The sequence below is a fragment of the Saccharibacillus sacchari genome, assembly GCF_037722395.1.
Taxonomy (GTDB): domain Bacteria; phylum Bacillota; class Bacilli; order Paenibacillales; family Paenibacillaceae; genus Saccharibacillus; species Saccharibacillus sacchari_A.
This window is the reverse complement of sequence record NZ_JBBKAR010000033.1, coordinates 334344-359433: the sequence shown is the minus strand read 5'-3', so window position 1 is coordinate 359433 and position 25090 is coordinate 334344. Positions and strand designations below refer to the sequence as shown.

The 25090-nt window shown below is 53.0% G+C and carries 22 protein-coding genes; 5 read left to right on the top strand and 17 right to left on the bottom strand.

Annotated elements, in window-relative coordinates; all coding sequences use genetic code 11:
* The first annotated feature begins 2 nt into the window (after positions 1-2).
* Complete coding sequence (locus WKI47_RS10485) at positions 3-1109, top strand: glycerol dehydrogenase (RefSeq protein ID WP_340227076.1); 1107 nt, start codon at positions 3-5, stop codon at positions 1107-1109.
* Between the two features lie 112 nt (positions 1110-1221).
* Here the strand turns inward: WKI47_RS10485 and WKI47_RS10480 are convergent, their stop codons facing one another.
* Together WKI47_RS10480 and WKI47_RS10475 are read right to left on the bottom strand one after the other, a co-directional pair.
* The gene (locus WKI47_RS10480) at positions 1222-3531 is read right to left on the bottom strand and encodes a putative bifunctional diguanylate cyclase/phosphodiesterase (RefSeq protein ID WP_340227075.1); all 2310 of its coding nucleotides are present in this window, start codon (positions 3529-3531) and stop codon (positions 1222-1224) included.
* 251 nt (positions 3532-3782) lie between these two features.
* Positions 3783-4277 (bottom strand): general stress protein, encoded by a 495-nt coding sequence (locus WKI47_RS10475; RefSeq protein WP_340227074.1) that lies wholly within the window; start codon positions 4275-4277, stop codon positions 3783-3785.
* Between the two features lie 199 nt (positions 4278-4476).
* On the opposite strand from WKI47_RS10475, the gene WKI47_RS10470 reads away from it, so the two are divergent.
* Positions 4477-4926, top strand: a complete 450-nt coding sequence (locus WKI47_RS10470) for a GNAT family N-acetyltransferase (protein ID WP_340227073.1) — start codon at positions 4477-4479, stop codon at positions 4924-4926.
* A gap of 16 nt (positions 4927-4942) precedes the next feature.
* Here the strand turns inward: WKI47_RS10470 and yfcE are convergent, their stop codons facing one another.
* From yfcE to rnhA, 4 genes are all read right to left on the bottom strand, one after another.
* Positions 4943-5494 (bottom strand): phosphodiesterase, encoded by a 552-nt coding sequence (yfcE, locus tag WKI47_RS10465; RefSeq protein WP_340227072.1) that lies wholly within the window; start codon positions 5492-5494, stop codon positions 4943-4945.
* A gap of 96 nt (positions 5495-5590) precedes the next feature.
* Positions 5591-6004, bottom strand: coding sequence for a hypothetical protein (locus tag WKI47_RS10460; RefSeq protein ID WP_340227071.1), 414 nt, complete (start codon positions 6002-6004; stop codon positions 5591-5593).
* A gap of 24 nt (positions 6005-6028) precedes the next feature.
* Positions 6029-6697 (bottom strand): uracil-DNA glycosylase, encoded by a 669-nt coding sequence (ung, locus tag WKI47_RS10455; protein ID WP_340227070.1) that lies wholly within the window; start codon positions 6695-6697, stop codon positions 6029-6031.
* Between the two features lie 215 nt (positions 6698-6912).
* On the bottom strand, positions 6913-7557 hold the full coding sequence (rnhA, locus tag WKI47_RS10450; RefSeq protein WP_340227069.1) for a ribonuclease H: 645 nt from the start codon (positions 7555-7557) through the stop codon (positions 6913-6915).
* 261 nt (positions 7558-7818) lie between these two features.
* On the opposite strand from rnhA, the gene WKI47_RS10445 reads away from it, so the two are divergent.
* Complete coding sequence (locus WKI47_RS10445) at positions 7819-8682, top strand: polysaccharide deacetylase family protein (protein WP_340227068.1); 864 nt, start codon at positions 7819-7821, stop codon at positions 8680-8682.
* A 532-nt stretch (positions 8683-9214) separates the two neighbouring features.
* On the opposite strand, the gene WKI47_RS10440 is transcribed toward WKI47_RS10445, so the two are convergent.
* The 6 genes from WKI47_RS10440 to WKI47_RS10415 form a co-directional block, all read right to left on the bottom strand.
* The gene (locus WKI47_RS10440; protein WP_340227067.1) at positions 9215-10510 is read right to left on the bottom strand and encodes a Gfo/Idh/MocA family oxidoreductase; all 1296 of its coding nucleotides are present in this window, start codon (positions 10508-10510) and stop codon (positions 9215-9217) included.
* A gap of 260 nt (positions 10511-10770) precedes the next feature.
* Positions 10771-11277 carry a family 43 glycosylhydrolase gene (locus WKI47_RS10435; RefSeq protein ID WP_340227066.1) on the bottom strand — a complete coding sequence of 169 codons (507 nt, stop codon included), beginning with the start codon at positions 11275-11277 and terminating at the stop codon, positions 10771-10773.
* A gap of 6 nt (positions 11278-11283) precedes the next feature.
* A complete protein-coding gene (locus tag WKI47_RS10430; protein WP_340227065.1) occupies positions 11284-11712 on the bottom strand; it encodes a hypothetical protein in 429 nt (142 codons plus the stop codon).
* 39 nt (positions 11713-11751) lie between these two features.
* On the bottom strand, positions 11752-13431 hold the full coding sequence (locus tag WKI47_RS10425) for a hypothetical protein (RefSeq protein ID WP_340227064.1): 1680 nt from the start codon (positions 13429-13431) through the stop codon (positions 11752-11754).
* A 40-nt stretch (positions 13432-13471) separates the two neighbouring features.
* Entirely contained in the window at positions 13472-14341 is an 870-nt protein-coding gene (locus WKI47_RS10420) for a carbohydrate ABC transporter permease (RefSeq protein WP_340227063.1), read from the bottom strand.
* A gap of 16 nt (positions 14342-14357) precedes the next feature.
* On the bottom strand, positions 14358-15191 hold the full coding sequence (locus WKI47_RS10415) for an ABC transporter permease (RefSeq protein WP_425355452.1): 834 nt from the start codon (positions 15189-15191) through the stop codon (positions 14358-14360).
* Between the two features lie 373 nt (positions 15192-15564).
* Between WKI47_RS10415 and WKI47_RS10410 the strand changes: the two genes are divergently transcribed.
* Complete coding sequence (locus tag WKI47_RS10410) at positions 15565-17301, top strand: sensor histidine kinase (protein ID WP_340227062.1); 1737 nt, start codon at positions 15565-15567, stop codon at positions 17299-17301.
* Positions 17279-18016: a response regulator gene (locus WKI47_RS10405; RefSeq protein ID WP_340227061.1), complete on the top strand. Its 738-nt coding sequence runs from the start codon at positions 17279-17281 to the stop codon at positions 18014-18016. Before WKI47_RS10410 ends, WKI47_RS10405 begins: the two co-directional genes overlap by 23 nt.
* 239 nt (positions 18017-18255) lie before the next feature.
* Here WKI47_RS10405 and WKI47_RS10400 read toward each other — a convergent pair whose 3' ends face one another.
* The 5 genes from WKI47_RS10400 to WKI47_RS10380 all read right to left on the bottom strand — a co-directional run bounded on the left by WKI47_RS10400 (position 18256) and on the right by WKI47_RS10380 (position 24772).
* Positions 18256-20022, bottom strand: a complete 1767-nt coding sequence (locus WKI47_RS10400; RefSeq protein ID WP_340227060.1) for a hypothetical protein — start codon at positions 20020-20022, stop codon at positions 18256-18258.
* Between the two features lie 112 nt (positions 20023-20134).
* Positions 20135-21118 (bottom strand): sugar phosphate isomerase/epimerase family protein, encoded by a 984-nt coding sequence (locus tag WKI47_RS10395; protein ID WP_340227059.1) that lies wholly within the window; start codon positions 21116-21118, stop codon positions 20135-20137.
* Positions 21119-21164: 46 nt separating this feature from the next.
* Positions 21165-22037: a carbohydrate ABC transporter permease gene (locus WKI47_RS10390; RefSeq protein ID WP_340227058.1), complete on the bottom strand. Its 873-nt coding sequence runs from the start codon at positions 22035-22037 to the stop codon at positions 21165-21167.
* A gap of 55 nt (positions 22038-22092) precedes the next feature.
* Positions 22093-23034: an ABC transporter permease gene (locus WKI47_RS10385; RefSeq protein WP_340227508.1), complete on the bottom strand. Its 942-nt coding sequence runs from the start codon at positions 23032-23034 to the stop codon at positions 22093-22095.
* 136 nt (positions 23035-23170) lie between these two features.
* Positions 23171-24772, bottom strand: a complete 1602-nt coding sequence (locus tag WKI47_RS10380; RefSeq protein WP_340227057.1) for an extracellular solute-binding protein — start codon at positions 24770-24772, stop codon at positions 23171-23173.
* Positions 24773-25090 lie beyond the last annotated feature (318 nt).

Sequence of the window (25090 nt, the reverse complement as noted above, 5' to 3'; positions counted from 1 at the left end):
CGATGAGTGAAAAAGTCTTTATCAGCCCGGGCAAGTACGTGCAGGGCAAAGATGTTGTAGACAAAGCCGGAGAATACGCAAAAGCGCTCGGCAAATCGGCACTGGTGATCGCAGATTCGATTGTCTGGCCGATCGCAGGCGATCGCGTCGCCGTCAGCCTAGAAGCCGCAGGCATCTCCGTCACCAAAGCCGAATTCAAAGGCGAAGCGTCCCGCGGGGAAATCAAACGGATCGCGGAACTGGGAAAAGATATCGACCTGGTGGTCGGCGTAGGCGGCGGCAAAACGCTCGATACGGCAAAAGCCGTTAACGACGTGCTCGATGCCGCATGTGTCATTATCCCGACCACCGCTTCGACCGATGCGCCGACCAGCGCTTTATCCGTATTATATACCGACGACGGCGCGTTCGACGCGTATTCTTTTTATAAGAAAAACCCGGATCTGATTCTGGTGGATACCAAAGTCATCGCCGGTGCGCCGCCGCTGTTCCTGACTTCCGGTATTGCCGACGCGCTGGCGACCTGGGTCGAATGCCGGGCGGTGATCGAAGCGCGGGCAACGACGATGGCAGGCGGCCTGACTACGCTTGCAGCCGAAGCTATCGCACGTAAATGCGAAGAAACGCTGTTCGATTACGGCCTGCTCGCCTACGAGTCGGTCAAACGCAAGGTAGTCACTCCGGCGCTGGATGCGGTCATTGAAGCCAATACCCTGCTAAGCGGATTGGGCTTCGAAAGCGGCGGCTTGGCCGGAGCGCATGCGATCCATAACGGCTTTACCGTGCTGGAAGGCGATATCCACCATATGACGCACGGGCAAAAAGTGACGTTCGGCACGCTGGTGCAGTTGGCGTTGGAGCGTCGTCCGATCCGCGAGATCGAGCGCTACATCGACTTCTACCTGAAGCTGGACCTGCCGGTCACGCTGGAGGATCTGCATCTGAAAGACGTCTCGAACGAAGATCTGTACCGTGTGGCGGAAGCCGCGACGAAAGAAGGCGAGACGGCGCACAACCTTCCATTCCCGGTAACGGCCGGCGACGTGCTGGATGCGATTCTGGCGGCGGATCAGTATTCGCTGGCGTATAAGGCGAAGATTGGCGGCTAATCTGATTTTACGCAAAAAGACCCCGATTCCGAAAACAAAGGAATCGAGGGTCTTTTTTTATTGAATCCGTTCGAAACCAACAGCTTGTTCGTTCTCGCCGCCGGATACCGGTTCAGACCGTGTGGGTCATTCGAAAAGGCCCGCGAAGCAACTGCTCCACCCCGTCCGCAGGTAGCGGCCGGCTCAGATAATAGCCTTGCACCTCGTCGCAGCCCGCCGCGCGCAAAAATTCCAACTGCTCAAGCGTCTCGACGCCTTCGGCCAGCACTTCCATATTCAGGCTGCGCCCGATCGCGATGATCGCTTGAACCATATTGCCGCGTTCGGTCTCGACATCGATCCCGTCCACGAAAAAGCGATCGATTTTCAGCAGATGAGGTTCAAAAGTACGCAGATATTTTAATGAAGCGTAACCCGTGCCAAAATCGTCGATCGCCAGCCGGATACCGGTGTCGCGCAGCAAACGAAGCTGGGCCGATACCTTTTCCACGTCCCGGATCGCCAGCGATTCCGTCACCTCGATCGTCATGTTGCGCGGATCGACTCCCGTTTCGCGCAATGTATGCAAAATTTTTTCCACAAACAATTCGTCCTGGAACTGGTAAGGCGACACGTTCACGCTCATCCGAAGACAGCCATGCCCCCGGTGCATCCACTCGACCTGCTGACGGCAAGCCGTTCTCATCACCCACTCGCCGATCGGAATGATCATGCCGGTTTCTTCCGCAATCGGAATAAATTCTACGGGAGAGATCGGGCCGAGCGTCGGATGATGCCAGCGAATAAGCGCTTCGACGCCGACGATCTGGCAGGTCTGGATATTTTTTTGGAGCTGATAATGCAAAAAGATCTCTCCGCGCTCGATCGCGCCGCGCATCTCGTGTTCCAGTTCGACTTTGTAAGCCAGACGTTCCCCCATATTCGGCTCGAAAAACAAACTTTTCTGGTGCCGGTTTTTTTTCGCCTCGTGCATCGCCATATCCGCGCTTCGCATCAGTTCGTCCGCCGTCTCGCCGTCGCGCGGATACAAGGCGGCGCCGATGCTGGCCGAACCGTAAAGCACGACGCCGTTCAGCATGATCGGCTTTTTGAATACTTCTTCGATCGCGGCGATCGTCCGGTAGGCTTCGACTTCTCCTTCGAGCGGATCGACTAACACGGTAAATTCGTCGCCTCCCTGCCGGGCCAGCAAACGGGAAAGCGGAATGTATTCGCGCAGCCGGTCGGCGACCACTTGCAACAGTTGGTCCCCTACCGTATGTCCCAAACTATCGTTGACATGCTTGAAACGATCCAGGTCGAAAAAAAGCAAAGCCAACTGATGCCGATCGGTTTTCGCCTGCTCGACAGCCCGACGCAGCTCTGCATCGAACTTGCGCCGATTCGGCAGTCCCGTCAGCGAGTCGTGATTGGCTTCGTGCTCTTTGACTTCGACCGTGTGGGTCAGACGTCCGAGCAAGTAGTCGTTTTCGATGAATGTCAAAATCAATCGCGCAATAATCAGCAGAACCGCCAAAGCACTGCCGACGACCATCACGTTGAATTCGGACAATTCTTCGAGAATGATGGCGAATAGAGCAATCAGGCTGACATAAGGCAGCAGGCGGCGCAACCAGCTCAAAGGCGTCGTCAACTTCGTCGATATTCGGCTTGTCCGTTTGATCGGTCCGCTTTGCAAAGAATCCATGCCGGCGACGGCCAAAAGCAGAATCGAAGCCGTCCATGTCAAATCAACCGGACTGCCGAGCAAATACGTCTCGTTCAACTGCATATACAAATAAACCGAGTCGCCTACGGTCAGCAGCAACACGCTCGCGATCAACATTTTGTCGGTGCGGGAATTGCCGATCGTCTGGTTGGAAAATAACAGCAGACTCAACAAAAACAGATTCCCTAAGTCGATAATCGGATAGCTAAGATTGATAAACGCCTGGATACCGTCTTCGTGCGCGGAATTCGTCAACAAAGGCGCTATGATCAGGCTCCAGCTAAATACCGCCGTCGTCGACATAAAGATGGAAGCGTCGAGCAAATATTGCATCAGCCGAAGACTTTTGAGCCGTTGATAGACGACAATCAGCAAACCCAGGAACAAAAGAGCGCCTTCCGCTACCCAAAACAAATCGGCGAGGCCGGGCGAAGACAGCGTAATGCGTGACGAAAGAGTATCGGCGAATAACAAGAGCAGCGACAACAAATAAAAAGAACTGCTTAATGTCGTGAACAGCCAAAACAAACGATTTTTGTTGTCCGAACGCTGCGTGACTATTATCAATAGCAGGGTACAGATCAAAACCGGCACGATATTCAAGTGGCCGATCCACGTAAGCGCGGTCTCGTTCCCTTGATTGAAATGGGACAGGCTCAAAAAAAGAACGAGATACCCCGCAGAGAGTCCATAAAAAAGGCTTTTATATTTCATTTCTGCGGCCTCCGATAAAAATTTGAAAAATTAATTCGAGACAAGCTATTGGCTTCAAACAAGGTATTATTGTGTATATCGGCTTCACTTCGCACAGCGCTTAGTCATTTTTACTTTTTATTACATAGTTCAAAACTAAAGCTAGCTACCAAAACGCGAATTTTTATCGAATTTGAAGCGTCGGCCGCATTTTTACGCACAAAAAAGACCGATGCCGAAGCATCGGTCCTGCGTTTGATGATGAAGCCGGGTTAGGATTCGCTCGTATTGGCGGTCGTGCCCAGAATGCTGCGAATCTCGCCCAGATCGCCGGATGTTTCTTCGAGCAGCAGCAGGATCGAACCTTCGTTCACCGCTTCGGCGTATTTTTCGGCTTCTTCATCGCTGAACCCCAGCGAAGTGAAGTCTTCTTTCCATCCATGACCGCCGGAGTACGTATCGGAACCGATAAAACGGTGAGCCAGCGGCCCCGCCGCCACGTACGGACCTACATTGGTAAATTCGCTGTCGCCTGAACTCGTGAATGTATCGCGAATGCTATGCAAAAACCCTTTGGATTCTTCCGGTTCCGTGTTCGCTTCAGGCGATTCGAGGTTGGTGTCTTCTGCGATCTCCTCGATCGGGTTGGGATCTTGTCCGACTACGGTAATCCGATCGTTACCCACCCCTTGTGCCTTCAGTTGGTGAATAGCGTCGAGTGCCGCCTGTTCGGTAGGGAATACGCCAATAATCGTTCGATTCGTCATGATGTCGTCCTCCTGTCTCGTCCTTCTCGATTTCGTTTCCACTTCATCAGCTTTCCTTCTTCCTATTAACCGCTTACGCTGCCTTCTAACCGAGCAGTCCGTGACAAGATGCGACATGGATTTTTCGGGGCGGCTTGGTTATAATGAATCCTTGAGTCGCAGAAGAACCTGCGCAAACGGACGAGTAGGAGGACTTCCCATGGAGAACTTTAAGATCATCGCGGTTGAAAACGAAAACCAATTGGCCCGCTGCCTGTCTGTACGTCGGGAGGTCTTTGTAAACGAACAGCAAGTCCCCGAAGAACTGGAAGTCGACGATTATGACCGCCTAGATTCCACGGCCAAGCATGTAGTGGTGGAAGGCTCGAACGGAGATGCTGCCGCGGCACGCTTTATCCCGTACAAGGACGGAGCGGCCAAAATGCAGCGGGTAGCTGTTCGTTCCGCTTACCGGGGTCAAGGGCTTGGGCGCGTGCTGATGAGCGGACTTGAAGACGCGGCTCGTCAAGCCGGATATTCCCGCTGCATCCTGGACAGCCAATGTCACGCCGAAGGCTTTTACCGGTCGCTCGGCTATCGCACGCTTCCCGGCGAACCGTTCTATGATGCCGGCATTTTACATGTACGGATGGAAAAAGAACTGCAATAAGGATGTTGGCAAGGCATCAGTTCAGGTCCAGTCGGAGAATATCGGTTCCGTCCAATCCTTTGACGACCAATCCTTGTTCGTCCAAAATGCCGTAAGACGGTGCATATCCTCCTTTGGGAAGCGCAACCGAACCGGGATTGAACAGATGGATACCCGCGCGCGTCTCCGCAACCGGAATATGCGTATGTCCCTGCATAAATACATCGCCCGGACGCAGCTCCGGCAGATTGTCCATATGGTGATGATGACCGTGCGTGATGAACAGTTTACGGTCGCCATGCAGCAAAATCGCGTACTCGCCCATAATCGGGAATTCGATCAGCATCTGATCCACTTCCGCATCGCAATTGCCTCGCACCGCGAGGTCGATCTGTGCTTTTCGCGCGTTAAGACGGTTGGCTACTTCCTGAGGATCGTATCCTTCAGGCAGCGGATTGCGCGGTCCGTGGTAGAGCAGATCGCCAAGCAGCAGGATTCGCTTGGCTCCTTCCCGGTCCGCCTGCTCCAACGCACGATCCAGCCCGGCCAACGATCCATGAATATCCGAAATAATCGCCAGTTTACTCATTGTGTTGATCTCTCCTTTAAGAAAGGCTGCCGAGATGTTCTCGACAGCCTGATACTTAACATAAAAAATCGGACATGCGGTACGTTCTTCTGCTAATTATCCGCGGAAAGAACGCACAACGAAACGATGCTCGCGTTTGTCGAGCACGGTCCCGTCTTCCAACGTGACCGCCTGGTCGTTATGCTTGACCAAGCGTGCTCGCGGAACCAGCAGCTTGTTCCCCTGCCAGACCATGACTTCTGAGCGAAACAGGACGGCATGCTCAAACTGACGCATCGTCCTCATAACGTATCCTATCGAGTTTGGACGTCCCGCAGCCTGACGGCTTTCTTGCGGAAGGACGTCGATTTCCCGAATCGACATAATATCTTTCATGCCGATCCGGACTCCGCCGGGGCTGAGTACAATGTATTGTTCTTTGTCGTTCCAGCGGATCAGGGTCCCGTAGCGCTTCGTCTGATACGGACCGCCGTTGTCGACAACCACTTTTTTTCCTACCCAATATTTCAAAGCGCGCACCTCCGGGCAGCCGCTTTACAGCGACGGTATTTCCCAATTTATCGGCTGGATGCCGTGTGAATTCAAATAATCATTACTTTGCGAATAAGGCTTGCTGCCGAAAAATCCGCCTCTGGCCGACAAAGGGCTTGGATGCACGGATTTCAATACGGCATGGCGCTCGGCGTCGATCAGCGCTTCTTTCTTCTGGGCGTGAGCGCCCCACAGAATGAAGACCGCCGGCTGTTCCCGCTCGCCAACTGCGCGGATTACGGCATCGGTAAAACGCTGCCATCCCAGCTTTTGATGCGAAGCCGCTTTGCCTTCCTGCACGGTTAACACCGTATTAAGCAGCAATACGCCTTGCTCGGCCCAATGGATCAAGTAACCGTGGTCCGGTGCCTCGATTCCCAGGTCCGAAGCCAGTTCTTTATACATATTTCGCAGTGAAGGCGGAATTCGCACACCCGGTAAAACGGAGAAGCTTAGTCCATGAGCCTGTCCCGGTCCGTGATAAGGGTCTTGACCGAGAATAACGGCCTTGACGGCGGCAAAAGGGGTTAGCTTTAGCGCCTGAAACAAAAGCGGCTCCGGTGGATACACGGTATGCGTCCGGTATTCTTCCTCTACCCGTTGCATCAACTCCTCAAAATACGGCTGACGAATCTCGTCTTTCAGTACCTCATCCCAATCGTTGCCAAACATTCGCTTCGCTCCTTTCCAAATTTTCCGACACGGTATGAAAGAAATTCGTCCCGGCCTTCATTACCCCAAATTCACGCGTACGCTCCGAATGCCCCAAAACGGTCAAAAAGCCGACTCTCGCGCGAACAAGAGCCGGCCTGGCGGTCCGGTAAACGTTAGAAATTATACTAGCACGTTTGGGGGTACGGCGCAATTTGGTGAGCGCTTCGGGACGCTTATTTCCTGCCGTAATCGGCTTTGATTTCGCCCCAATCCCGGGTTTCCCATTTCATGATCTTCGTGCTGTACGGATGCGTCTCCAGCCACTGAACCGCCCGATCGACCAGGGTCCAGATTTCTTCGGTTGATTGGTCGCGCGGCAGCGTGGAAGACACTCTTCGTTGCTTGACCCACTTCATGGCATTGACCGAGTCGCTGTAGACGGACTTATCGCTGCCTTCCTTTTGGATATGGGCCAGTGCATGCACGATCGCGAGAAATTCTCCGAGATTGTTCGTTCCCTTGGCAATCGGTCCGTGCGAAAAGATCACCTCGCCGGTCGCCGTATCCACCCCCTTATACTCAACGGGTCCAGGATTTCCGCGCGTGCCTACGTCTACCGAGATGCTATTGTAGTCGATGTCGCCTGCTGGCTTGGCACCAGGCTTCGGTTTGCCCGCTTTCTTGGCATTTCCGGCAAAGCCGGACCGTATGTAGGGCTTGGCACCTTCGGCATATGCTGCTTCTGCTGCACTTCTCGATTCGAACGATTTGTATCTGGCGCCCGGAAATCCGTCTACCTGAGCCTTGCATTCTGCCCAGGTCGCGTAGACGCCGGGTTGTTGCCCCGTCCAGACCACGTAAAATTTTGACTTGCTCATGCGCACCTCCAGCCTATGATGACGTTTTTGTGTAACACTTCATTATAAGTGTTACCCTGATGCAAATGCAACCAGGCAATCTGTTTCCAAAGACCTAAAAACCGCGCTGCAAAGCCTTTTTTTACAACAAAGCGCCAGTTCGAATCTTATCCGGCAGACTGGCTTTTTCATCCTGATTTGCGGCATAATAAAAAGGAAAGCGCGTACGGAGAACCCGTGCTGCAAAACCGGAACGAAACTCGAATAACGGAGGGATTGCTGATGTTGACTTTGGAAAACCGATACGACCGACGGTTTCTGATCGTTCATGCGGACGATTTCGGAATGTGCCATTCCACGAACCGGGCGATTCTCGATCTGTGGAACCGCCGCGCCATCACTTCGACCACTCTGATGGTCAATTGTCCGTGGGCGTTGGAAGCCGCAGCCGCCGCGACGATGGACCCCGAGCTGGACGTCGGCGTGCATTTGACCTCGACCAGCGAATGGGAACGGTACAAATGGGGCCCGGTGCTGAATCAGCCCGGTGCGGAGACATTGACGGACTCCGGCGGTCATTTCCCGCCGGACGCCGCGTATATGCCGGACGTCGATCCTGCTATCGTACGTGCGGAGATGAATGCTCAGATTCTACTGGCGAAGTCATGGGGACTTGAGCCTACCCATCTGGACAATCATATGGGCAGCCTGCGCAACGTTCATCATCGGTTATTGATCGAGCTGGGCGCGGAACATGATCTGCCGGTACGTTTCTCGATCCATCCGGCGTATCCGACAGGCGACGAAGCGGAGATCGCGGCGCTTGCCGAAGAACTCGGCGTGCTGCACCCGGATGAAGTGATCGGTTTGCCGTTCACTTACGGCGAGGACCAGGATTACGCCTTCGCCCGCGATCACGTGATCGGGTTATTGCGCAAGCTTGAGCCGGGCGTGACGGAGATGCTGTTCCATCCTTCGCTGGATACGGACGAACTTCGGGCAATCACCGACAGTTGGCCGTCCCGGGTATTCGATTACGATTTGTTTGAGGATGCCGCCGTTCGTCGCGCGATCGAAGAAGAAGGAATCGTGCTGATCGGCTGGCGGGAACTGCGCGAGCTTCAGCGCGGCATGACGGGGCGCTGAGCCGAATCGAACCATCCGAAAAAGCCGCAAAAAAATACGTATACCCGGAAAACAAGGTATACGTATTTCTTTGCGGCCATGCAGGCATCGAACACCATACATCAGTCATATTGCTGAAGCCATTCGCAATCCGGCGGTTAGACCGATTCATTTGCGGCAATCGGTTCCGAAATAAATGCGAAAATGCAACTATTTCGCTCGAATCGAGCTGGAATTTGAAAATAAGTGCTCGAATGCAACTATTCAATAAAAAACGCGAGAAACGACGAGAAATCGAGATTTTAATTGTATATATGCACTTATTTCTTCTAAAAGGCAAAATAAATCTGAATTAGATGGAGATTCGCACTTGTTTGCGAATCTCCTTTCGATATATTCCCTATTGTGCTAAATGGATTTCTCGTTCTGGCGAACATGCACCACGTCTTATCGAACCGACTCCTTGCTCTAATGAGCGTCTACCAACTCCAGCCGAACGGATTGCATATTCTGCCGAACCCGATGCCGCTTCCTGCCAAACCTGCCCGACGCTCTATCCCCGAGGCATTCGCACCAATTCGTCCACTTTCACCGCCCGGCCTTGCGCGATCGAGATATTGGCCGCTATTCCGGTCAGGATGGAACGCGCGCCGTCGATATGGTTGGCGGCGCGGTTGAAACGATCTTCGACCGGTTCGCCGAACAGATCATTCAGCAGCACGGGATCGCCGCCGCCGTGGCCGCCTTCGGCTTCTTCGAATTCGGCTTTGTACGCTTCGCCGAACATCGGGAAAACAAGGATATTCGCGCCTTGCAGCGCGCCTTCGAGCGCTTTGTCGCCGCCGGAATTGACATAGGACTGTTCGATCACGTTGGCTTCGATACGACCTTTGGTGCCGTTGAACGCAATCCGGTAGCCTTCCCAGGGCAGATAAGCGTTCAGCGAATACGTCAGCAAAGCGCGGCTTTTGTACCGGACGGTGACGCTCATCGTGTCTTCGATCGAGATTCCGTCACTGAACACGCTCTGATCGCGCCGGTAGCCGTCTTCGACTTCGGCGTCCAGGTACATCGCTTTCAAATGCTCGTTGTCATCCAGCGTCAGCGCGAATGGATCGTCTTTTGCATTCGGATTCCCGGTGGCCCGGTCGTAGAATTTGGTTACACCGCGTTTTTCCGCATTTTCACGACCGTAGAAGAGCAGATCGCCCATCGCGAATACAGTTTCCGGCTGTGAACCGATCCAGAAATTCACAAGGTCGAAGTGGTGGGTTGATTTGTGGACCAGCAGACCGCCGCCGTTGCGCTTGTCCCGATGCCATCTGCGGAAATAATCGGCGCCGTGCTTGGTGTTCAGCAACCATTCGAAATGCACGGACGTGACGTCGCCGATCGTGCCGTCTTCGATCAGCTCGCGAATTTTGGTATGATGCGGAGCGTAGCGATAATTGAAGCTGACCCGCACGTTGCGGCCGGTACGTTCGACGGCGTCGAGAATCTCCTGGCATTTTGCGGCGTCGGTCGTCATCGGCTTTTCCGTAATAACGTCGCAACCCAGCTCCATAGCCCGTATGATATACAAATGGTGAGTACGGTCAACGCTGGTCACGATCACGCAGTCCGGCTTCAATTCGCGGATCATATCGTCGAATCGGTCGCTAGTGTACGTTTTAACCTGCGGATAATCGTATTTTTCCTTCAAAATCCGATTGGAGTAATCCATGCGCACGGTATTGATATCGCAAAAAGCCAACAGTTCCGACGTTTCCCGAAACTGGCTTGCGATCGCTCCATAGAAAAATTCCGCACGACCACCTGTACCGACCAGGACATATGTTTTTTTGCTCATTCCCTTGCTCCTCCTCTGCTTGCTTTTCTCGCATGTAAGCGTACCGCAAATTTTGCCGAGACTCTCCGCTTTTTATACGGCGATATCCTGAACCCCGCTTATTTTGTGCTTATCGAACCGAAAGGTGCCTATACTGCGATTCTGGGGCGAAGATCCAATAGCTTTTCTCCAATTTCGGACAGGAGTCAAGCCACGCAAAAAAAGCGGACTGCATCAGCTCAAGCAAGAGCATGGGCAGTTCGCTTTTTTTCTTTCATCCTTCAAGATTGAAACCGAATGGCTCCAGTCTCTGCCTCAAACTCGATCTTTTCAAAAAGATGTAATACGGGCCTTTCTTCTTCGAAACGAATCGGCAGCATCACATAACCCGACTGATCGTATTGCTGCGCATTCCAACGGTCCGAGACATACAAGAATTCGCCTTCCGAACGTTTCAGGACAAAAGCAGGCTGCGTGCCATACGTCGTCTCGTCACCGAAATTTTCGAGCAGGCTCCAGTTCCCTTCCATCGAATCGGCGATACTGTACTTTCCTTGATTGGGCGCCCATCCCGTGCAAAAGGAAGAAAGCATATAATACCGTCCGCCCCGTTTGAACACAGCCGGCGCTTCGCGATACTCGCCTTGCCACAGCTTGTGCACCAGACGGTCGACATTGAGATAATCATCGGCCAGTCGGTACACATGCAGATCCGCATTGTCTCTTGCAGCCGAGATGAAGTAAGCGCGGCCGTCATCGTCTTGGAATAACGTGCAATCGCGCGACATATAACCCTATGGATTGAAGCTGCCGTGATACACAAACCCTTCGTCGGGGCGGTTAGAGGTGGCGATCGCGCAAGCAGCTGCACGATAATCTTTGCCGTTCTCATAATGCGCCCACAGCACGAAGGTACGCGTACGCTCGTTATACAACACCTTGGGACGCTCCAGATTGACCTTGCTTTCGTCTTCGTTCGACAGCCGCAGATCGGTTCGGACGCGAATCGGTTCGGTCTTGGTGTTCGTCGTTAAGATGGCTCCTCGAAACTCCCAACGGAAAAGATCGGTCGAGCGATAACAGGAGACGTAACGGTCTGCCCGACGGTCTTCCCCATACCAGTAATAAAAGCCTTCATGCCACAGCATATGGCCGCCGTGGGCATGGATCGGTTCGCCTTGCCCATCTGCCCATACTTCTCCGTTAATCAAGATGTTCGGCATTCGCTGCTCCTTTCGCGTATCGAGTCCCTTACGCTCTTTTTATTGCAGTCCCATCTTGCTCATGACTTCGTCGATATTCGTTTGTCCGTACCAATCATTGATTTCCTGAGTGACTTGTTCCCCGCCTTTGGCATACCAATTCGTGACGAAGGCGTCGTACGCGTCAAGCGGTTCGTTGCTGTAAATAATCTTGGTAAATGTTTCTTTTTCCATCGTGCTCAGTTGTTCCCAAGAAGTCTGCATCGTCGGTGTCGGCGGGCCGTTAAAAGCATTCGGCAACAGACTGTCGCGATTTTCATACGAGATCACGAAGCCTTCTTGAGTCGTAGGCAACGCCGAAGCGGAGCGCAGCAGCACGCCGTTGTCGGCTTCGACGCCTTGCGCCAGATCATAATAAGACTTACCCGCAGGATCGGCGCTCGGCGTATTTTTGGTAAAAGCCATTTTGCCTACACCTTGCACAGCCTCCAGCGGCTCATTGAATTTTTGCGGATCGAATACCGGTTTTCCGTCCACGATGTCATAGTCGTACCCTTGCGCGTAACCATAAATAAAGTCGCCTGTACCAAATGCCGCATCATAAAGCTTATCGTAGTACAAGAAGAAAGCTTCCATATTGTTAAAGTCTTGATTGAACATAAAGTAACCGTCGTTCAACTGTCCGGACTGATAGGTCGGTTCCCCGCTTACTCCTTGGATCGTCGGATACGCCGCGATTTTCGCGCCGTCCACATTCTTCTCGACGTCGCGCACGCTATCGTACAACCACGGACGGCCGACGATGATTCCGGCTTTGCCTTCCGTGAAGTCGGCCAGAGCGTCCCAAGCGCCGAGCGTCGCCAACTCTTTGTTCAGATACCCCGCCGAGTACCAGTCTCGCAGTTTCGCCAATGCTTCTTTGTTGCCCTCGACGACCGAGCCGTACACCAGCTTGCCGTCTTGTTCCTGCCATTGGGCCGGAATGTTTTTGCCGGTATATGCGCTGAAAATCATGACCGGATCGCTGACCCAACCCGTGTTATAACCGTCTTTGCCGGAAAAGGTGAAGCCGTACGTGTCCTTTTTTCCGTTGCCGTCCGGGTCCTGATTGGTGAACGCGTCGATGACCGTCTCGAATTCGTCGATGGTGGTCGGTGCTTGGAGATTCAGCTTGTCCAGCCAATCCTGTCGGATCAGCATCACTTCGCCTTCCGTCAGATTCGGCGAGATAGCGAGTCCGTACACCTGCCCGTCGCGAACGACCGGATTGAAGGTGGCGGGATATTGCTTGTAGATTTCTTTCAACCTTTCCGGCATGTACTGCTGGATATCGGCCGAAATTTCTTTGACCCGGCCGGATTCGATCAGATCGTTCGCCAGCGTCGTATCGTAGACCGGAAACAGATCAGGCAGCTTTTCCGAACCCGTCAGCGCCAGGCGCAATTTCGTGTTGTAGTTGGTCGAATCGCCGCCGAGCAGCGTTGTTTGCGTACGGATGCCGAGATTGTCAGCCGCCCAACGGGTCAGCACATTGTCATCGACGCTTTCGCCTTCTTTGTATTTGCCGGCGTTTTCGTCCAGCTGCTTGCCGATCGCGATCGTCACGGGAGGATCGTATTTGCCGTCTTTGAGCACGCCTGCCGCCGCAGTTTCCGATTCGCCGCCCGAGCCGCAGCCTGCCAGCAATCCGGTGAACATCGTTACGACTGCGAGCCATGCGCCCGTTTTTCTTTTTGACATGCTATTCGCCCCTTTATGGATAAGTTGATGGTAGGTATCGTTATTCTTTGACCGCGCCCAGCACAATGCCTTTGACGAAATATTTTTGCAGAAACGGATAGACCGCGATGATCGGCACCGTGCTGATAAAGATCTGCGCGGCCTTGATGCTTTGCTCCGACAGCGCAGCGGCTTCCGACGGACTGAGCGCCACGTTTTGAGCCGAGTTTTGCACCACGACCGTTTGCAGGAACGACGCGAGCGGATATTTTTCCGTCGTGGACATATACAGCAGACCGTCGAACCAGGAGTTCCAATGACCGACCATGATGAACAAACCGATCGTAGCGAGTCCGGGCAGCGACAGCGGCAGATAAATCCGGGTAAAAATCACGAAAAACGAAGCTCCGTCGATAAAAGCCGCTTCTTCCAGCGCTTTCGGGATCGTTTTGAAAAAGTTCATGATCAGGATCAGATTGTACGCCCCGAATGCCCCCGGAAGCACAAGCGCCCAAATGGTGTCTTTGAGCCCCAGTTCGGAGATCAGGATATACGACGGGATCAACCCGCCGGAGAACAGCATGGTGAACACGAAAATCCACATCAACGCGTTGCGTCCGCGAAAGTCTTTGGATAACGCGTAACCCGCTGTCGTGATGACGAACATGCCGATCAGCGTGCCGAGCACCGTACGAACGATCGAGATCCACATCGAGCCCATGAAGTTGCGGTTGTTGAACGTTTTAACGTAAGCATCCGTATTGAACTCGATCGGCCAAAACGAGACCAGTCCTCCGTTGACCGCCGCTTTGCTGCTGAACGACTGCGCGAGCAGATGCAGCAGCGGCAAAAAGCAGGACAACGCCACGACGATCAGCAAAATATGGTTGAATACCGAAAAGATGCGATATCCTTGCGATTTATGATACATCCGGCTGCCTCCTCGGTCAGAAAATTTTGTAGTTGGCGAATTTGTACGCGATCCGGTACGAGATCACGATCAGGATCAGACTGATGCCCGATTTGAACAACCCGACCGCCGTGCCGAAGCCGTATTGGCCGTTGAGCAGCGAGGAGCGGTACACGTACGTGTCGATAATATCGCCGGTGCTGTAGACCAGCGGATTGTAAAGGTTGAAGATCTGATCGAAGCCCGCGTCCAATATGCCGCCCAGGCTGAGCGTCGCGATCACGATAATCATCGGCAGCATGCTCGGCAGCGTCACGTGCCAGATCTGCTGCCAGCGGTTGGCGCCGTCGATCTCCGAAGCTTCGTAAAACGACGGGTCGATCCCGGCGATGGTCGCCAAATACACGATCATGCCGAACCCGAAGTTTTTCCACAGATCGCTCACGATGACGGTCGGCCGGAACAAATTCGGATCGCCGAGGAAAAAGATCGGTTCACTGCCGAACCAGCCGGTGATGATCCGGTTGATACCGCCGTCGAGTCCGAGAATATCGATCATGATGCCCGCGATCGTCACCCAGGACAGAAAATGCGGCAAATAAACGAGCGTTTGGATACTTTTTTTCAATCCGGCCAGCCGGATCTCGTTCAGCAGGATCGCCATCACGATCGGGACGATAATGCCTACGACAATCTTGATAACGGCGATAATAAGCGTATTGACGATCGCCTGCGTCGCTTCTTCATATTGAAAAATACGCTCGAAATTGTCCAACCCGATCCAGCGCGAGCCGGTCATGCCCAACCAGGGCTTATAATCCTGAAACGCCATGACCAACCCGACCATCGGGCCGTACGAGAAAATAAGCACGAACACCAGCGCCGGCAAACAAAGCAGATACAGCGGCCAGTGTTTGCGGATTTCGATCTTCCAGGGTGTCTTATGCGTTTTTTCCCGTTCTCGTACTTTGGTTTTTTGGTTTTGAACTTGCGCTGTTTTAGTGATGACCCGGACCCCCTTCGCTGTTTTTCGTCGCGACGACTTCTGTCTTTTTTAGGCTAACAAAGAATGTCTGTACAAAAAATGGCCCAATTTCAATATCGTAGCCCCATCCTCAACCTTTTTAAAAGCGCTTACAAATTTTCTTTTTATTTTGCCCGTTGCCCTTTATGATAGAACTAGTACTCTGTACCAGGCTCTTTTGGCAGGAAAACGAATCGATTGCCGCCGGGAAGTGAAGAAGATGCAAAAAGTCGACATGAAGCGATTTATTTATTTTTTCGTATTTTTTCTGTTGCTGACGCTGAGTTTGTTTTTTGTCATGAACACGTTGGACTCGCGCACCATTCAGCAAAGCCTGGTCGCCAACGCCAAAAATCAGGTCGGCTACGCGGAAAGTGTCGTCGACGATATGCTGTACGAAGCAAGTATGTACGGCATTCAATACACCGCCGACAGCTCCGTGCGCTTTTACCGACAGCAGATTCGCGAATTGGACAGCTACAACGCCCAGATGAAAAAAAACGCCTTGGTCGAACGCATGGATAACTCCCTGCTGTCCAACCAGTCGATTGAATCGCTTGCCGTGTATTGGAAACAGGAACATGCGATTATCGCAACCAGGCAGGACCCTTTCGCTTACGAAATCTACGGATCGGTAGAACAACGCGGCTGGAAAATGGTGAATGGAAACCTGTACTATTTCTCGTTATACCCTTACATACGCGAACCCCGCACACCCGATGAGATTCAATACGTGGTCGGCGTCAAGCTGAAAATGGACTATTTGCGCAACGTGCTGCAAAAGTCGTTCAACGAAGGCGGCTCGGAAGCTTTTTTTCTTGTCGGAAACGGACCTACGATTAGCAACGGACCTCTGGTCGAAGGCATTGCGAATCAAGCGCGCGATACGATCACCCCTGATCCGGAAGAGATTGTTAAATTCGACTATACATCGGGCGGCGAAGATTATTTCGTGCTGTCCCGGTATATCGAGCCGATCGATACGTATCTCGTCACCTACACGCGCACCAGCGACCTGCTGGAGCCGCTCAACCGCAATCGGCAGATGTTCGTCGGAAGCATTATGGTCGTGCTGCTGATCGGATTGACCGTGATCGGCATCTTTTACCGGAATTTTTACCGCAACGTGCAGCTTCTGCGCAGTCGGTTCCACCAGGTGGAGCGCGGCGATTACGGCGTGCGGATCGGCAGCATTCCCGGTGCGGCCAGTACCGAATTCGGGACGTTGTTCGGCGGATTCGATCATATGGTGGCGCGTACGGAAAGTCTGCTTGACTCGCTCAAGACCGAGACCGATCTGAGACGAAGCGCGGAAATGAAGCAGCTTCAAGCGCAGATCAACCCTCACTTTTTGTACAACAGCCTATTTTTCATCATGTCGATGGCCCATAGTTCGCCGCAAGCGGTCATTCGCATGAGCAAGCACTTGGCCGAATATTATCGTTATTTGACGCGGCTCGGTTCGGAAAGCATCACGCTGGAAACGGAGCTTGAGCTGGCTGACCATTATCTGGGCATCATGGCGCTGTGCAAAACGATGGAGTACGAGATTCGTCTGCCTGATCTGTTGAAAAAACAACCGATCATGCCGCTGATTATCCAGCCGATCGTGGAAAATGCTATTTTGCACGGGATTGAGGAGCGTCAAGGCGCACACCGTGTGTCGATCGTCGTCGAGCCTACGGATACGGGAGCGGTCATTACCGTAGCCAACGACGGACGCGGCCTGACTGCGGATGAACTCAGCCAGCTCAAAGCGGACATCGCAAGTGCCGAACCACCGCCCGGAACTCACGGAGTCGGACTATGGAATATTGAAAAAAGACTCAAAAATGCTTACGGCAGCGCAGGCGATCTGGATTTTGCTATCAATGAATGGGGAGGACTTTCGGTCGCCGTACGGATCGAATTCGCCGCTCAAGAAGGAGGAAGCTATGGAGTTATTGATCGTGGATGACGGGCAATACGTCGTGGAATATTTGAAGCATCTTTTGGATTGGAAAAAGTTCGGGATGGAGCACGTGGAGACGACGACCAACCCTGCCGAAGCGCGTGCGTTGATCGACAGCGGCCGGTTTCATCTCGTCATTAGCGATATTCGCATGCCGGAGATCTCGGGACTGGATCTGCTGGAGCATATTCACGAGAGCCGGCTGCATACCAAAGTGATTTTCCTGTCCGGCTACTCGCAATTCGATTACGCGCAAAAAGCAATCCGGTTCGGCGCGCTGGATTATTTGCTGAAACCGGTAGATCAGAGCGATATGGAAAAAGCAATGACCCAAGCGGCCAAACAGTTGCACAAGCAGCACCCGGTTCCCAGCGAGTATGACCAGCCGGCAACCCAAGTGTCGCCGCAAAACGTGGTTCGGGTCGTTCAGGCCTATATTGCCGACCATCTGGGCGAACCGCTGAGTCTGGACGATCTGGGACGCATCGTGCATCTCCATCCGGTCTATCTCTCCCGTCTGTACAAACAGGAAACGGGAGAAAATCTATCGGCTCATATTCTGGGCATGCGGTTGGAGCGCTCGGCGCGTTTGCTCCAAAACTCGACGCTGCATGTGGTCGATATCGCGCGGATGGTCGGGTATCGGAAACCGCAGTATTTTATTAAGCTGTTCAAGGAACGGTACGGGACCACGCCTTACCAGTACCGGCGGGGGACGTAAGGATGAAGCAGGACGGGAAAAGAGAGAAATCAGGATCAAAAGTCAACATTGGCTCGATAAATAGCACGTTTTAAGAAAAAAGTTGACTTTATGCTCACAATCTTTTAAAAAAAAGACCAAAACGGCTTTTTTTATCGGAGAATGTGTGCAAAAAGTCAACATTGGACAAAAATCGGGGTGTTGTTGGCGCGAAAAGCGATCGGAACGACAACATTCGTAGAGCCAATCCGGCTTGCGGTTTATGTCGGCGGAGACAAGCGAATAGTGAGCGTACGGTCAAACGGCGTCAGAAGGTTTAGCAGCACGATTTTGCAGCCGCTCGGCGGGTTGGCTTCGCGAACGCTCTGTGACAGGTGGGCAAGCTCGGCTCCCTCCAGTTCGATCCAGTCGTCGCCGTATTGATAGCGAAGCGTGCCGCCGCTCCAAAGCCAGCGATCGTGTCCGGCTTCCAGCAATTCGCCGGAGGTGATCTCGCCTTCGGAGCCGAATACGAAAGCGAGCTGCGTCATAACGTCAGCCGGTTCTTGAGCCGCGATACGCAGCGTCCAACTCTGTCCGTTCTTCGAAGGTTGGGCTTCGATCCGGACACCGAAAGTCTGTTCATGCGTCAGTTCGCGGGCTTGGTGAGGGAGCAGATACCACGGACTGACCGGCGTGGCGGAAGATGCAGGCAACAGCTCGCTTTTGACAGGGCCGTAGTAGCCTTTCTTTTGCTCGCCGGATAATACGTAACCTCCACCCTCAAGCGTCTTCATCTCCTGCATAGGCACGTATCCGGGCGAGAAATACGAAGACGCTTGCACAGCCAGCATCCGGGTTGATCCGTGACGCAGCGCGAAGAAAGACGGAGTCTCGGTCATCAGCGTAACACTCGTATTCCCGTCGCGAACACGCGCTACCGGAGCCCCGAAATCGGTATGCAACCGACTATGGAAAATACGTCCGTGATGCCCTGCCCCCTCTATCTGCTCCAAATAACCGCCGCGCAGAAATTCACCATTTAATACTTTCTCGTATTTCTTGGGCACAGCGTCGGCTGCGGACGTACCCTCCGGCGCAAACGGTCCGCGAAGCTCCGGTTCAAGCAGCATGCGTACCAGAACATTGACCGAAGCAACCCCCGGATCTTCCAGCGCCCGTCCCGCTAATTCCGCCATACCCGCAAACAGCGGATCTCCGTCTTGAAGCGCCAACATGGCATACGGCAAATAATACGGAGACAGATTATGAAAATGTCCCAAGTCCTGACGCCCGGAATAATCGGTCACGACTTCGCCTGACGGATGCACCAGATACACCATCATGCGCAAATTCAGACGTACCGGCTCCAGCAGCTCCGGACGATCCAGCAGACGCGCCGCGTAGATCAGCATAATATCGCTCACTGCGCTATAAATCCCGTTGCTGCGTTCCGTCCATTCCCCGTCCGGCGTAATATCCATCCCTTCAGCCAGCCATTCATCGGCGCGCATCCGCGTAGCCTCGCCGCCGAAAAGCTTGTGCAAACAGCCCAATGCGGCGCACAGAACCCAGCGATGATTCGGGGTATGACAGCCGCCTGTGACCAATGCCGGAACCGTGCGTTCCAGAAAAAGCTTCATTTTTTCCAAAACAGGTGCAAGCGGCTCCCAACCGGATCGTTCCAACAACTCATACAATTGCGAATATCCCACCACCACAAAAGCGGTATCCGGCGGAGAGTGGTAATTGGTCCATCCCGGCGAAATCGAACCGTCAGCGTGCTGCGCCCGCAGCACAAATTCCGAAGCCAGCAACAACCTGCCCGGCAGTTCCTCATCGTGATAAAAAGCAGAATCCGGATTGACCAGCGCCGTTCCCCAGTTGCACATATCTGTCGGCGTTCCCGAGGTATGATTCACCCAGGCGATTCCTGTCGAAGGATCGACGGTCCCGCCGTAATATCGACTCTCCTGCTCCAATACCTGTCTTGAAAGTCCCTGTCGTACGGCTTCATCATTTTTTTGCACCAGCCGCTTGTATAGCATGGCGTTGTCCCCCTGTCTTTAGCTCCCGTTCATCCAAAGGCATCACCCGTACGTGACGCATCCACGCATCGCCAAGCGCACATCTTCTTCCACTTAACGAGCTTCCGTTGCTTCAACGCTGGACATAAGCGCTTCCCTGCTGCCTTGACGCCAACTTTTCCAGCAGCAACCGATGGCTTTCGTGGATTTGATGTGGTTCGCATGCGGCTTTCAGCTCATACACTTTGACTCCGGCACGTTCGATCATCGGTAGATACGCATCGTAAAAGCGGGAATCGCCGCTATGCACATACGGGCACCAGTGGTCAGACAGCCCGATCGTTTCGTGAATATGTACGCCGACGATATGATCCATCAATCCTTCCATCTCGCCGACGCTATCGTACAAACCGAGCCGATCCATCATGATCGCGTGTCCGGTATCGTACCAGATGCCGACAGGCGCTCCTTTTAACGCATCAATGATCGTTTTCGCTTCCGCCAGCGTCGGCATCTGGTTCGGACGCGAACGCGTTTCAATGCCGAAGCGCACATCCAGTCCTTTCGATGCGGCCAGATTGCCGACTTCGTCGAGACTGGCAATGATGCGTTTGATATAGCTGTCCGCTTCGCTTTCCCTGCGCTCGATAAACGCAGCCCAGGCTGTGCGGTAAACGTCCGATTCCCGTCCGTTTTCGTGGTACAGCTTCTCTAACTGCTTCACGTCGGCGTGGGCAATCGGAACTTCTCCGGGATGTACCACAACCGCTTTTGCCCCGTAACGATGCGCATACTCGGCCGAACCGACCAGCAGCTCCACCGCTTTGCGCCGGCGTGTTTCATCTTCGAACCCGAGCAGCACAGAGTCTGTACCATAATCCGGGTCGGGCGTATGGGGAAACGTATTATGCACGCTGGAGATGCCGATCTCGCCGCGTTCGATCATCGGCTCGATCTCTTTTAGCATCTCCGTCGTCACATTATAATTCAGCTCCACGCGGCGAAAGCCGAGTTCGGCAATCTCTTCGATCATCGCTCGCCCACCGGGCTGCCGGCGAATATTCCAGCAGGTGGAAAAGGAATATTCGCCTTTGTCATGCAGATGGCTTTCTTTCATCCGGTAACGCTCCTTCCACTATCCGTTTTGCCGCGACCAACGACGATTAGCCTTTGACCGCTCCGAGCATAACGCCGCTTACAAAGTATTTTTGCAACCACGGATACACAAGCAGAATCGGTACGGTCGCGAAAATAACGGTTGCCGCTTTTAGCGCTTCAGGCGTCAACGCCGTGCGGTTCGCGCCTTCCATCTGAGTCAGCTCGGTCACCATGTTGTTTTGCACCATCTGGAACAATTTGAGCTGAAGCGGATAGATTTGCGGATCATTGATATACATCAGAGCATCCTGGAACCCGTTCCAACGTCCCACCGCGTAAAAAAGAGCCAGCGTCGCCATAACCGGCAGCGACAGCGGAAGCACGATTTTGATCAAGGTGTGCATGTACGAACTGCCGTCGATCTCCGCGGATTCTTCCAGGCTCGGCGGAATGTTTTTGAAGAAAGTGATCAGGATAATCAGGTTGAACGGACTGACCAAGCCCGGCAGGATCAACGCCCATACCGTATTGATCATATGCAGATCGCGGATCAGCAGATATTCCGGAATGATCCCGCCGCTGAAGAACATCGTGATCACGATCAGATACATAAAGAATTTGCGGCCTTTGAGATTGCCTTTGGTCAGCGGATAAGCCGCCGCGATCGTGAATAGCATGCAGAGCAGCGTCGTCGCCACCGTCAGAATGACCGTGAAACCAAGCGAAGTGAGCATCGAATGATCGGAAAAGACCTGAGTATAGGCTCCCCAGTTCAATTCAACAGGAAATAACGTCACTTCCCCCGACGTAATCGCCCGGTTGGAGCTGAGCGATACCGCGATCATATGCACGAAAGGCAATAAACAGAAGAGGACAAACAGCGATACGCATGTAATATTGACGATATCGAAAATCCGGTTCGAGGTGCGTGCGCTCATCTCGGAGTCTCTCCTTTCCCTGGTTCAAAAATGGATTGTGCCGCAGCAGTTACGGTTACAGGATGCCGTCTCCCGTCACTTTTTTCGAAATATAGTTGGAGCCCAAAATGAACACCAGACCGACGACCGCCTGGAACAGTCCGACGACGGTTGCCAACGTATATTGTCCCGCTTCAAGACCGATCCGGTACACGAAGGTACTGAGCACGTCCGAATATTCGCGTACAGCCGTGTTACCGATAATGTAAGGACGATCGAAGCCGATACTGACCATTTTGCCCAGATTGAGAATAAGCAGCGTGATGATCGTCGGCTTGATGCTCGGTAGGGTGATATGCCAGATTTTCTTCATCCGCGACGCCCCGTCGACGTCCGCAGCCTCGAACAACTCCTTGTTGACGCCTGTCAAAGCTGCCAGATACAGAATCGTTCCCCAGCCTGCGCTTTGCCAAACGCCCGTGAACAAGTAGGTGATCAACCACGAGTTTTTGTCGGTCAGGAAAGGAATCGCATCCATCCCCAGTGCTTGCAGAACCGCGTTCACCATCCCCGATTGGGTACCGAACAACTGATACACGATCCCGCCGATGATGACCCAAGAGATAAAGTGAGGAATGTAAAGCAAGGTCTGCGAGATTTTTTTGAACCAGGCATTCCGGATCTCGTACAACATGATCGCCAGAATGATCGGAGCCGGGAACGAGACCAGCAGATCAAGAAAATTCAGCATAAAGGTATTGCGCAGGGTAATGTAAAAATCATTCATGGCAAACACTTCGCGGAACGCCTCAAGACCGATCCATTCGCTGCCGTTGATGCCCTGGAACAAGTTGAAGTCTTTAAAAGCAATCTGTACCCCGTACATCGGGCCGTAGCGGAAAATCAGGAAGTAGGCAATCGGCAGCGAGAGAAGCGCGTACAGCTGCCAGTAACGTTTGATGTAAGACTTTCTTTTGCCGAAATCTCCCGTTTTGGTTACTTGAGTCGCTTTGGTCAAAGTCAAGTCGGTCTCCTCCTCGCGGACAGGTCGGGCGTCGTCGCCTGGGTAGGGAAGGCTTCGATCCGATCTGAAAATGAAACCGGGGCAAACTGCTCACCGTCTGGCGTTTGCCCCGATCCTTTCTGTTTGCGGCTTAGTTTTGAGCTTGCAGCGCTTGCTCCAATTCTTCTTTGAGCGCGGAGCCGCCGATATTCATGTAGTCGTTCATTTCACGTTCGTACACGGCTTCGAACTGATCCGGTTTCGCCATAGCCGATTGCACGATGATGATTTTGAGCTTGTCGTTCAGCGCCGTACCGTATTTCGATTCGGCTTCGATCGGACGGTCGAAGATGATCGGACCGACGGTATCGGCATTCGCCACGTCGATCGACGCTCTCATTAGTTCCTGATTGTTTTTCGGGAACCCGGCAATCCAGGCTTTTTCGTTCATTTCCTGATCGCCGATCACTTTGCCGTTCGCCATGATCGCCATATCGCCGGCATTGTACACACGGTCTTTGATATCTTGCGCCGCATCTTCTTTGATCACCGGAATGCCGTCCGTCATATCGTAGTTTTCGCCTTCCACGCCGTTGGACATCGTCAGCAGGTTATCGCCGGATGTCATCCAATCCAGGTATTTGACCGCTTCCACCGAGCGTTTGCTGCTTTTCGGAATCATGATGTACAGGCCGTTCGTGCCATAGCGGGACTTGATATGTTTGCCGTCCGCATTGTCGTTGGTGTAAGCGTCGAGCGCCACGACTTTGCTGTCCGGAAGGTTTTTGTACAGATTTTCCAGCGTACCGTCCGCGTACAGGATTTGGCCGACGTCTTCGGTCATGAAGCCGGTCAGGCCGTTTTGGAAGTCTTTGTTCAGTTGTTCCCGTTCTTCATCAAGACTGAAGTCCTGGCTGATCAGACCTTCGTTGTACAGCTTGTTCAGGAACTGCATCGCGTCTTTGAAGCCTTCGTGTAGAGGCAGCTCATACCGTTGGCTGTAAGTCAGATCGCCTTGAACCGGCTTGATGAACGAGTAGATCAGCGGTTCGTATTGAGCAGGTGCGAGTGCCATGCCCATCGGGATGACTTTGGAGCCTACGCCGCCCGGATCTTTCTCTTTAAACGCTTTCAAAGTTTCATACAGCTCATCTGTTGTGGTTGGAGCCTTCATACCGAGCTTATCCAGCCAATCCTGACGGATATAGGAGTTGTAACGCGCCGTGATCGCCCGTTTGCCCGGAATCGCGAATTGCGTGCCTTCGAGTTGGCCGAACTTCAACGTATCGTCGCCTAAGTAGGATTTGAGATTCGAACCATGTTCTTCAAGCAGCGGGCCGACATCTGTCAGACCTCCTTGCTGCGCATAACGGAAAAATACGCTGGAATCATAAACGAATACGATATCCGGCACGTCGCTTGCGCTTGCCATCAGTACGTTCAGCTTGGTCGTTTCTTCGGAGCGCTGGATCGGTACGAATTCAACGTCGATGTTGTTCGGATCGCCGAATTCTTTTTGTACATATTGCGTCAGCCAGTTATTGGTGATCGTGTACGGCGATGGGCTGTTGCCGCGGTCGAACACTTCTACCTTCAATGTAACGCGTTCCCCATTCGTGCTTGTCGATCCCGACGCCGCTTCTTCATTGGAAGCAGAGCCGCTACAGCCCGACAGCAGCGCGACGCCCATTACTGTAGCGAGTGCGGCCCCCATCGCTTTTTTCATGACCCCTCTACGCGTGTTCCGTGTCATTTTCCCATCTCCTTTTTCTGTGGTATGGCAGACTATCGGAAAATCTTTGGCCTCCATCCGGCAAGCTTGCACGTTGACCGTTTCGGAGTGACCCCAGTATTCCATATCACGACGCCGGGTGGCAATAAACCTCTTTCGGATGCCACCTTCCAACCAAAATCTACCTTTCGGTTTATTGCCCTGACTTTTTTCGTCCAACCTACTTTTTTCGTAAAAAAGTCAACAAAGAAATCGCTTACATCGCATGGGAATGAGCTGTCGATAAACTTTTTTCGTGCAATGCACTAAATTCGTATTTGCGTTTTTTGCGTGAAAAAG

What these genes read in the sequence shown, in the direction of transcription:
- WKI47_RS10425 (WP_340227064.1), bottom strand. Translation starts at nt 13,431, where the DNA reads ATGTCAAAAAGAAAAACGGGCGCATGGCTCGCAGTCGTAACGATGTTC.
- ung (WP_340227070.1), bottom strand. Translation starts at nt 6,697, where the DNA reads ATGTTTGGCAACGATTGGGATGAGGTACTGAAAGACGAGATTCGTCAG.
- WKI47_RS10445 (WP_340227068.1), top strand. Translation starts at nt 7,819, where the DNA reads ATGTTGACTTTGGAAAACCGATACGACCGACGGTTTCTGATCGTTCAT.
- WKI47_RS10435 (WP_340227066.1), bottom strand. Translation starts at nt 11,277, where the DNA reads ATGTCGCGCGATTGCACGTTATTCCAAGACGATGACGGCCGCGCTTAC.
- WKI47_RS10380 (WP_340227057.1), bottom strand. Translation starts at nt 24,772, where the DNA reads ATGACACGGAACACGCGTAGAGGGGTCATGAAAAAAGCGATGGGGGCC.
- rnhA (WP_340227069.1), bottom strand. Translation starts at nt 7,557, where the DNA reads ATGAGCAAGTCAAAATTTTACGTGGTCTGGACGGGGCAACAACCCGGC.
- WKI47_RS10420 (WP_340227063.1), bottom strand. Translation starts at nt 14,341, where the DNA reads ATGTATCATAAATCGCAAGGATATCGCATCTTTTCGGTATTCAACCAT.
- WKI47_RS10390 (WP_340227058.1), bottom strand. Translation starts at nt 22,037, where the DNA reads ATGAGCGCACGCACCTCGAACCGGATTTTCGATATCGTCAATATTACA.
- WKI47_RS10475 (WP_340227074.1), bottom strand. Translation starts at nt 4,277, where the DNA reads ATGACGAATCGAACGATTATTGGCGTATTCCCTACCGAACAGGCGGCA.
- yfcE (WP_340227072.1), bottom strand. Translation starts at nt 5,494, where the DNA reads ATGAGTAAACTGGCGATTATTTCGGATATTCATGGATCGTTGGCCGGG.
- WKI47_RS10400 (WP_340227060.1), bottom strand. Translation starts at nt 20,022, where the DNA reads ATGCTATACAAGCGGCTGGTGCAAAAAAATGATGAAGCCGTACGACAG.
- WKI47_RS10440 (WP_340227067.1), bottom strand. Translation starts at nt 10,510, where the DNA reads ATGAGCAAAAAAACATATGTCCTGGTCGGTACAGGTGGTCGTGCGGAA.
- WKI47_RS10480 (WP_340227075.1), bottom strand. Translation starts at nt 3,531, where the DNA reads ATGAAATATAAAAGCCTTTTTTATGGACTCTCTGCGGGGTATCTCGTT.
- WKI47_RS10470 (WP_340227073.1), top strand. Translation starts at nt 4,477, where the DNA reads ATGGAGAACTTTAAGATCATCGCGGTTGAAAACGAAAACCAATTGGCC.
- WKI47_RS10430 (WP_340227065.1), bottom strand. Translation starts at nt 11,712, where the DNA reads ATGCCGAACATCTTGATTAACGGAGAAGTATGGGCAGATGGGCAAGGC.
- WKI47_RS10405 (WP_340227061.1), top strand. Translation starts at nt 17,279, where the DNA reads ATGGAGTTATTGATCGTGGATGACGGGCAATACGTCGTGGAATATTTG.
- WKI47_RS10485 (WP_340227076.1), top strand. Translation starts at nt 3, where the DNA reads ATGAGTGAAAAAGTCTTTATCAGCCCGGGCAAGTACGTGCAGGGCAAA.
- WKI47_RS10410 (WP_340227062.1), top strand. Translation starts at nt 15,565, where the DNA reads ATGCAAAAAGTCGACATGAAGCGATTTATTTATTTTTTCGTATTTTTT.
- WKI47_RS10395 (WP_340227059.1), bottom strand. Translation starts at nt 21,118, where the DNA reads ATGAAAGAAAGCCATCTGCATGACAAAGGCGAATATTCCTTTTCCACC.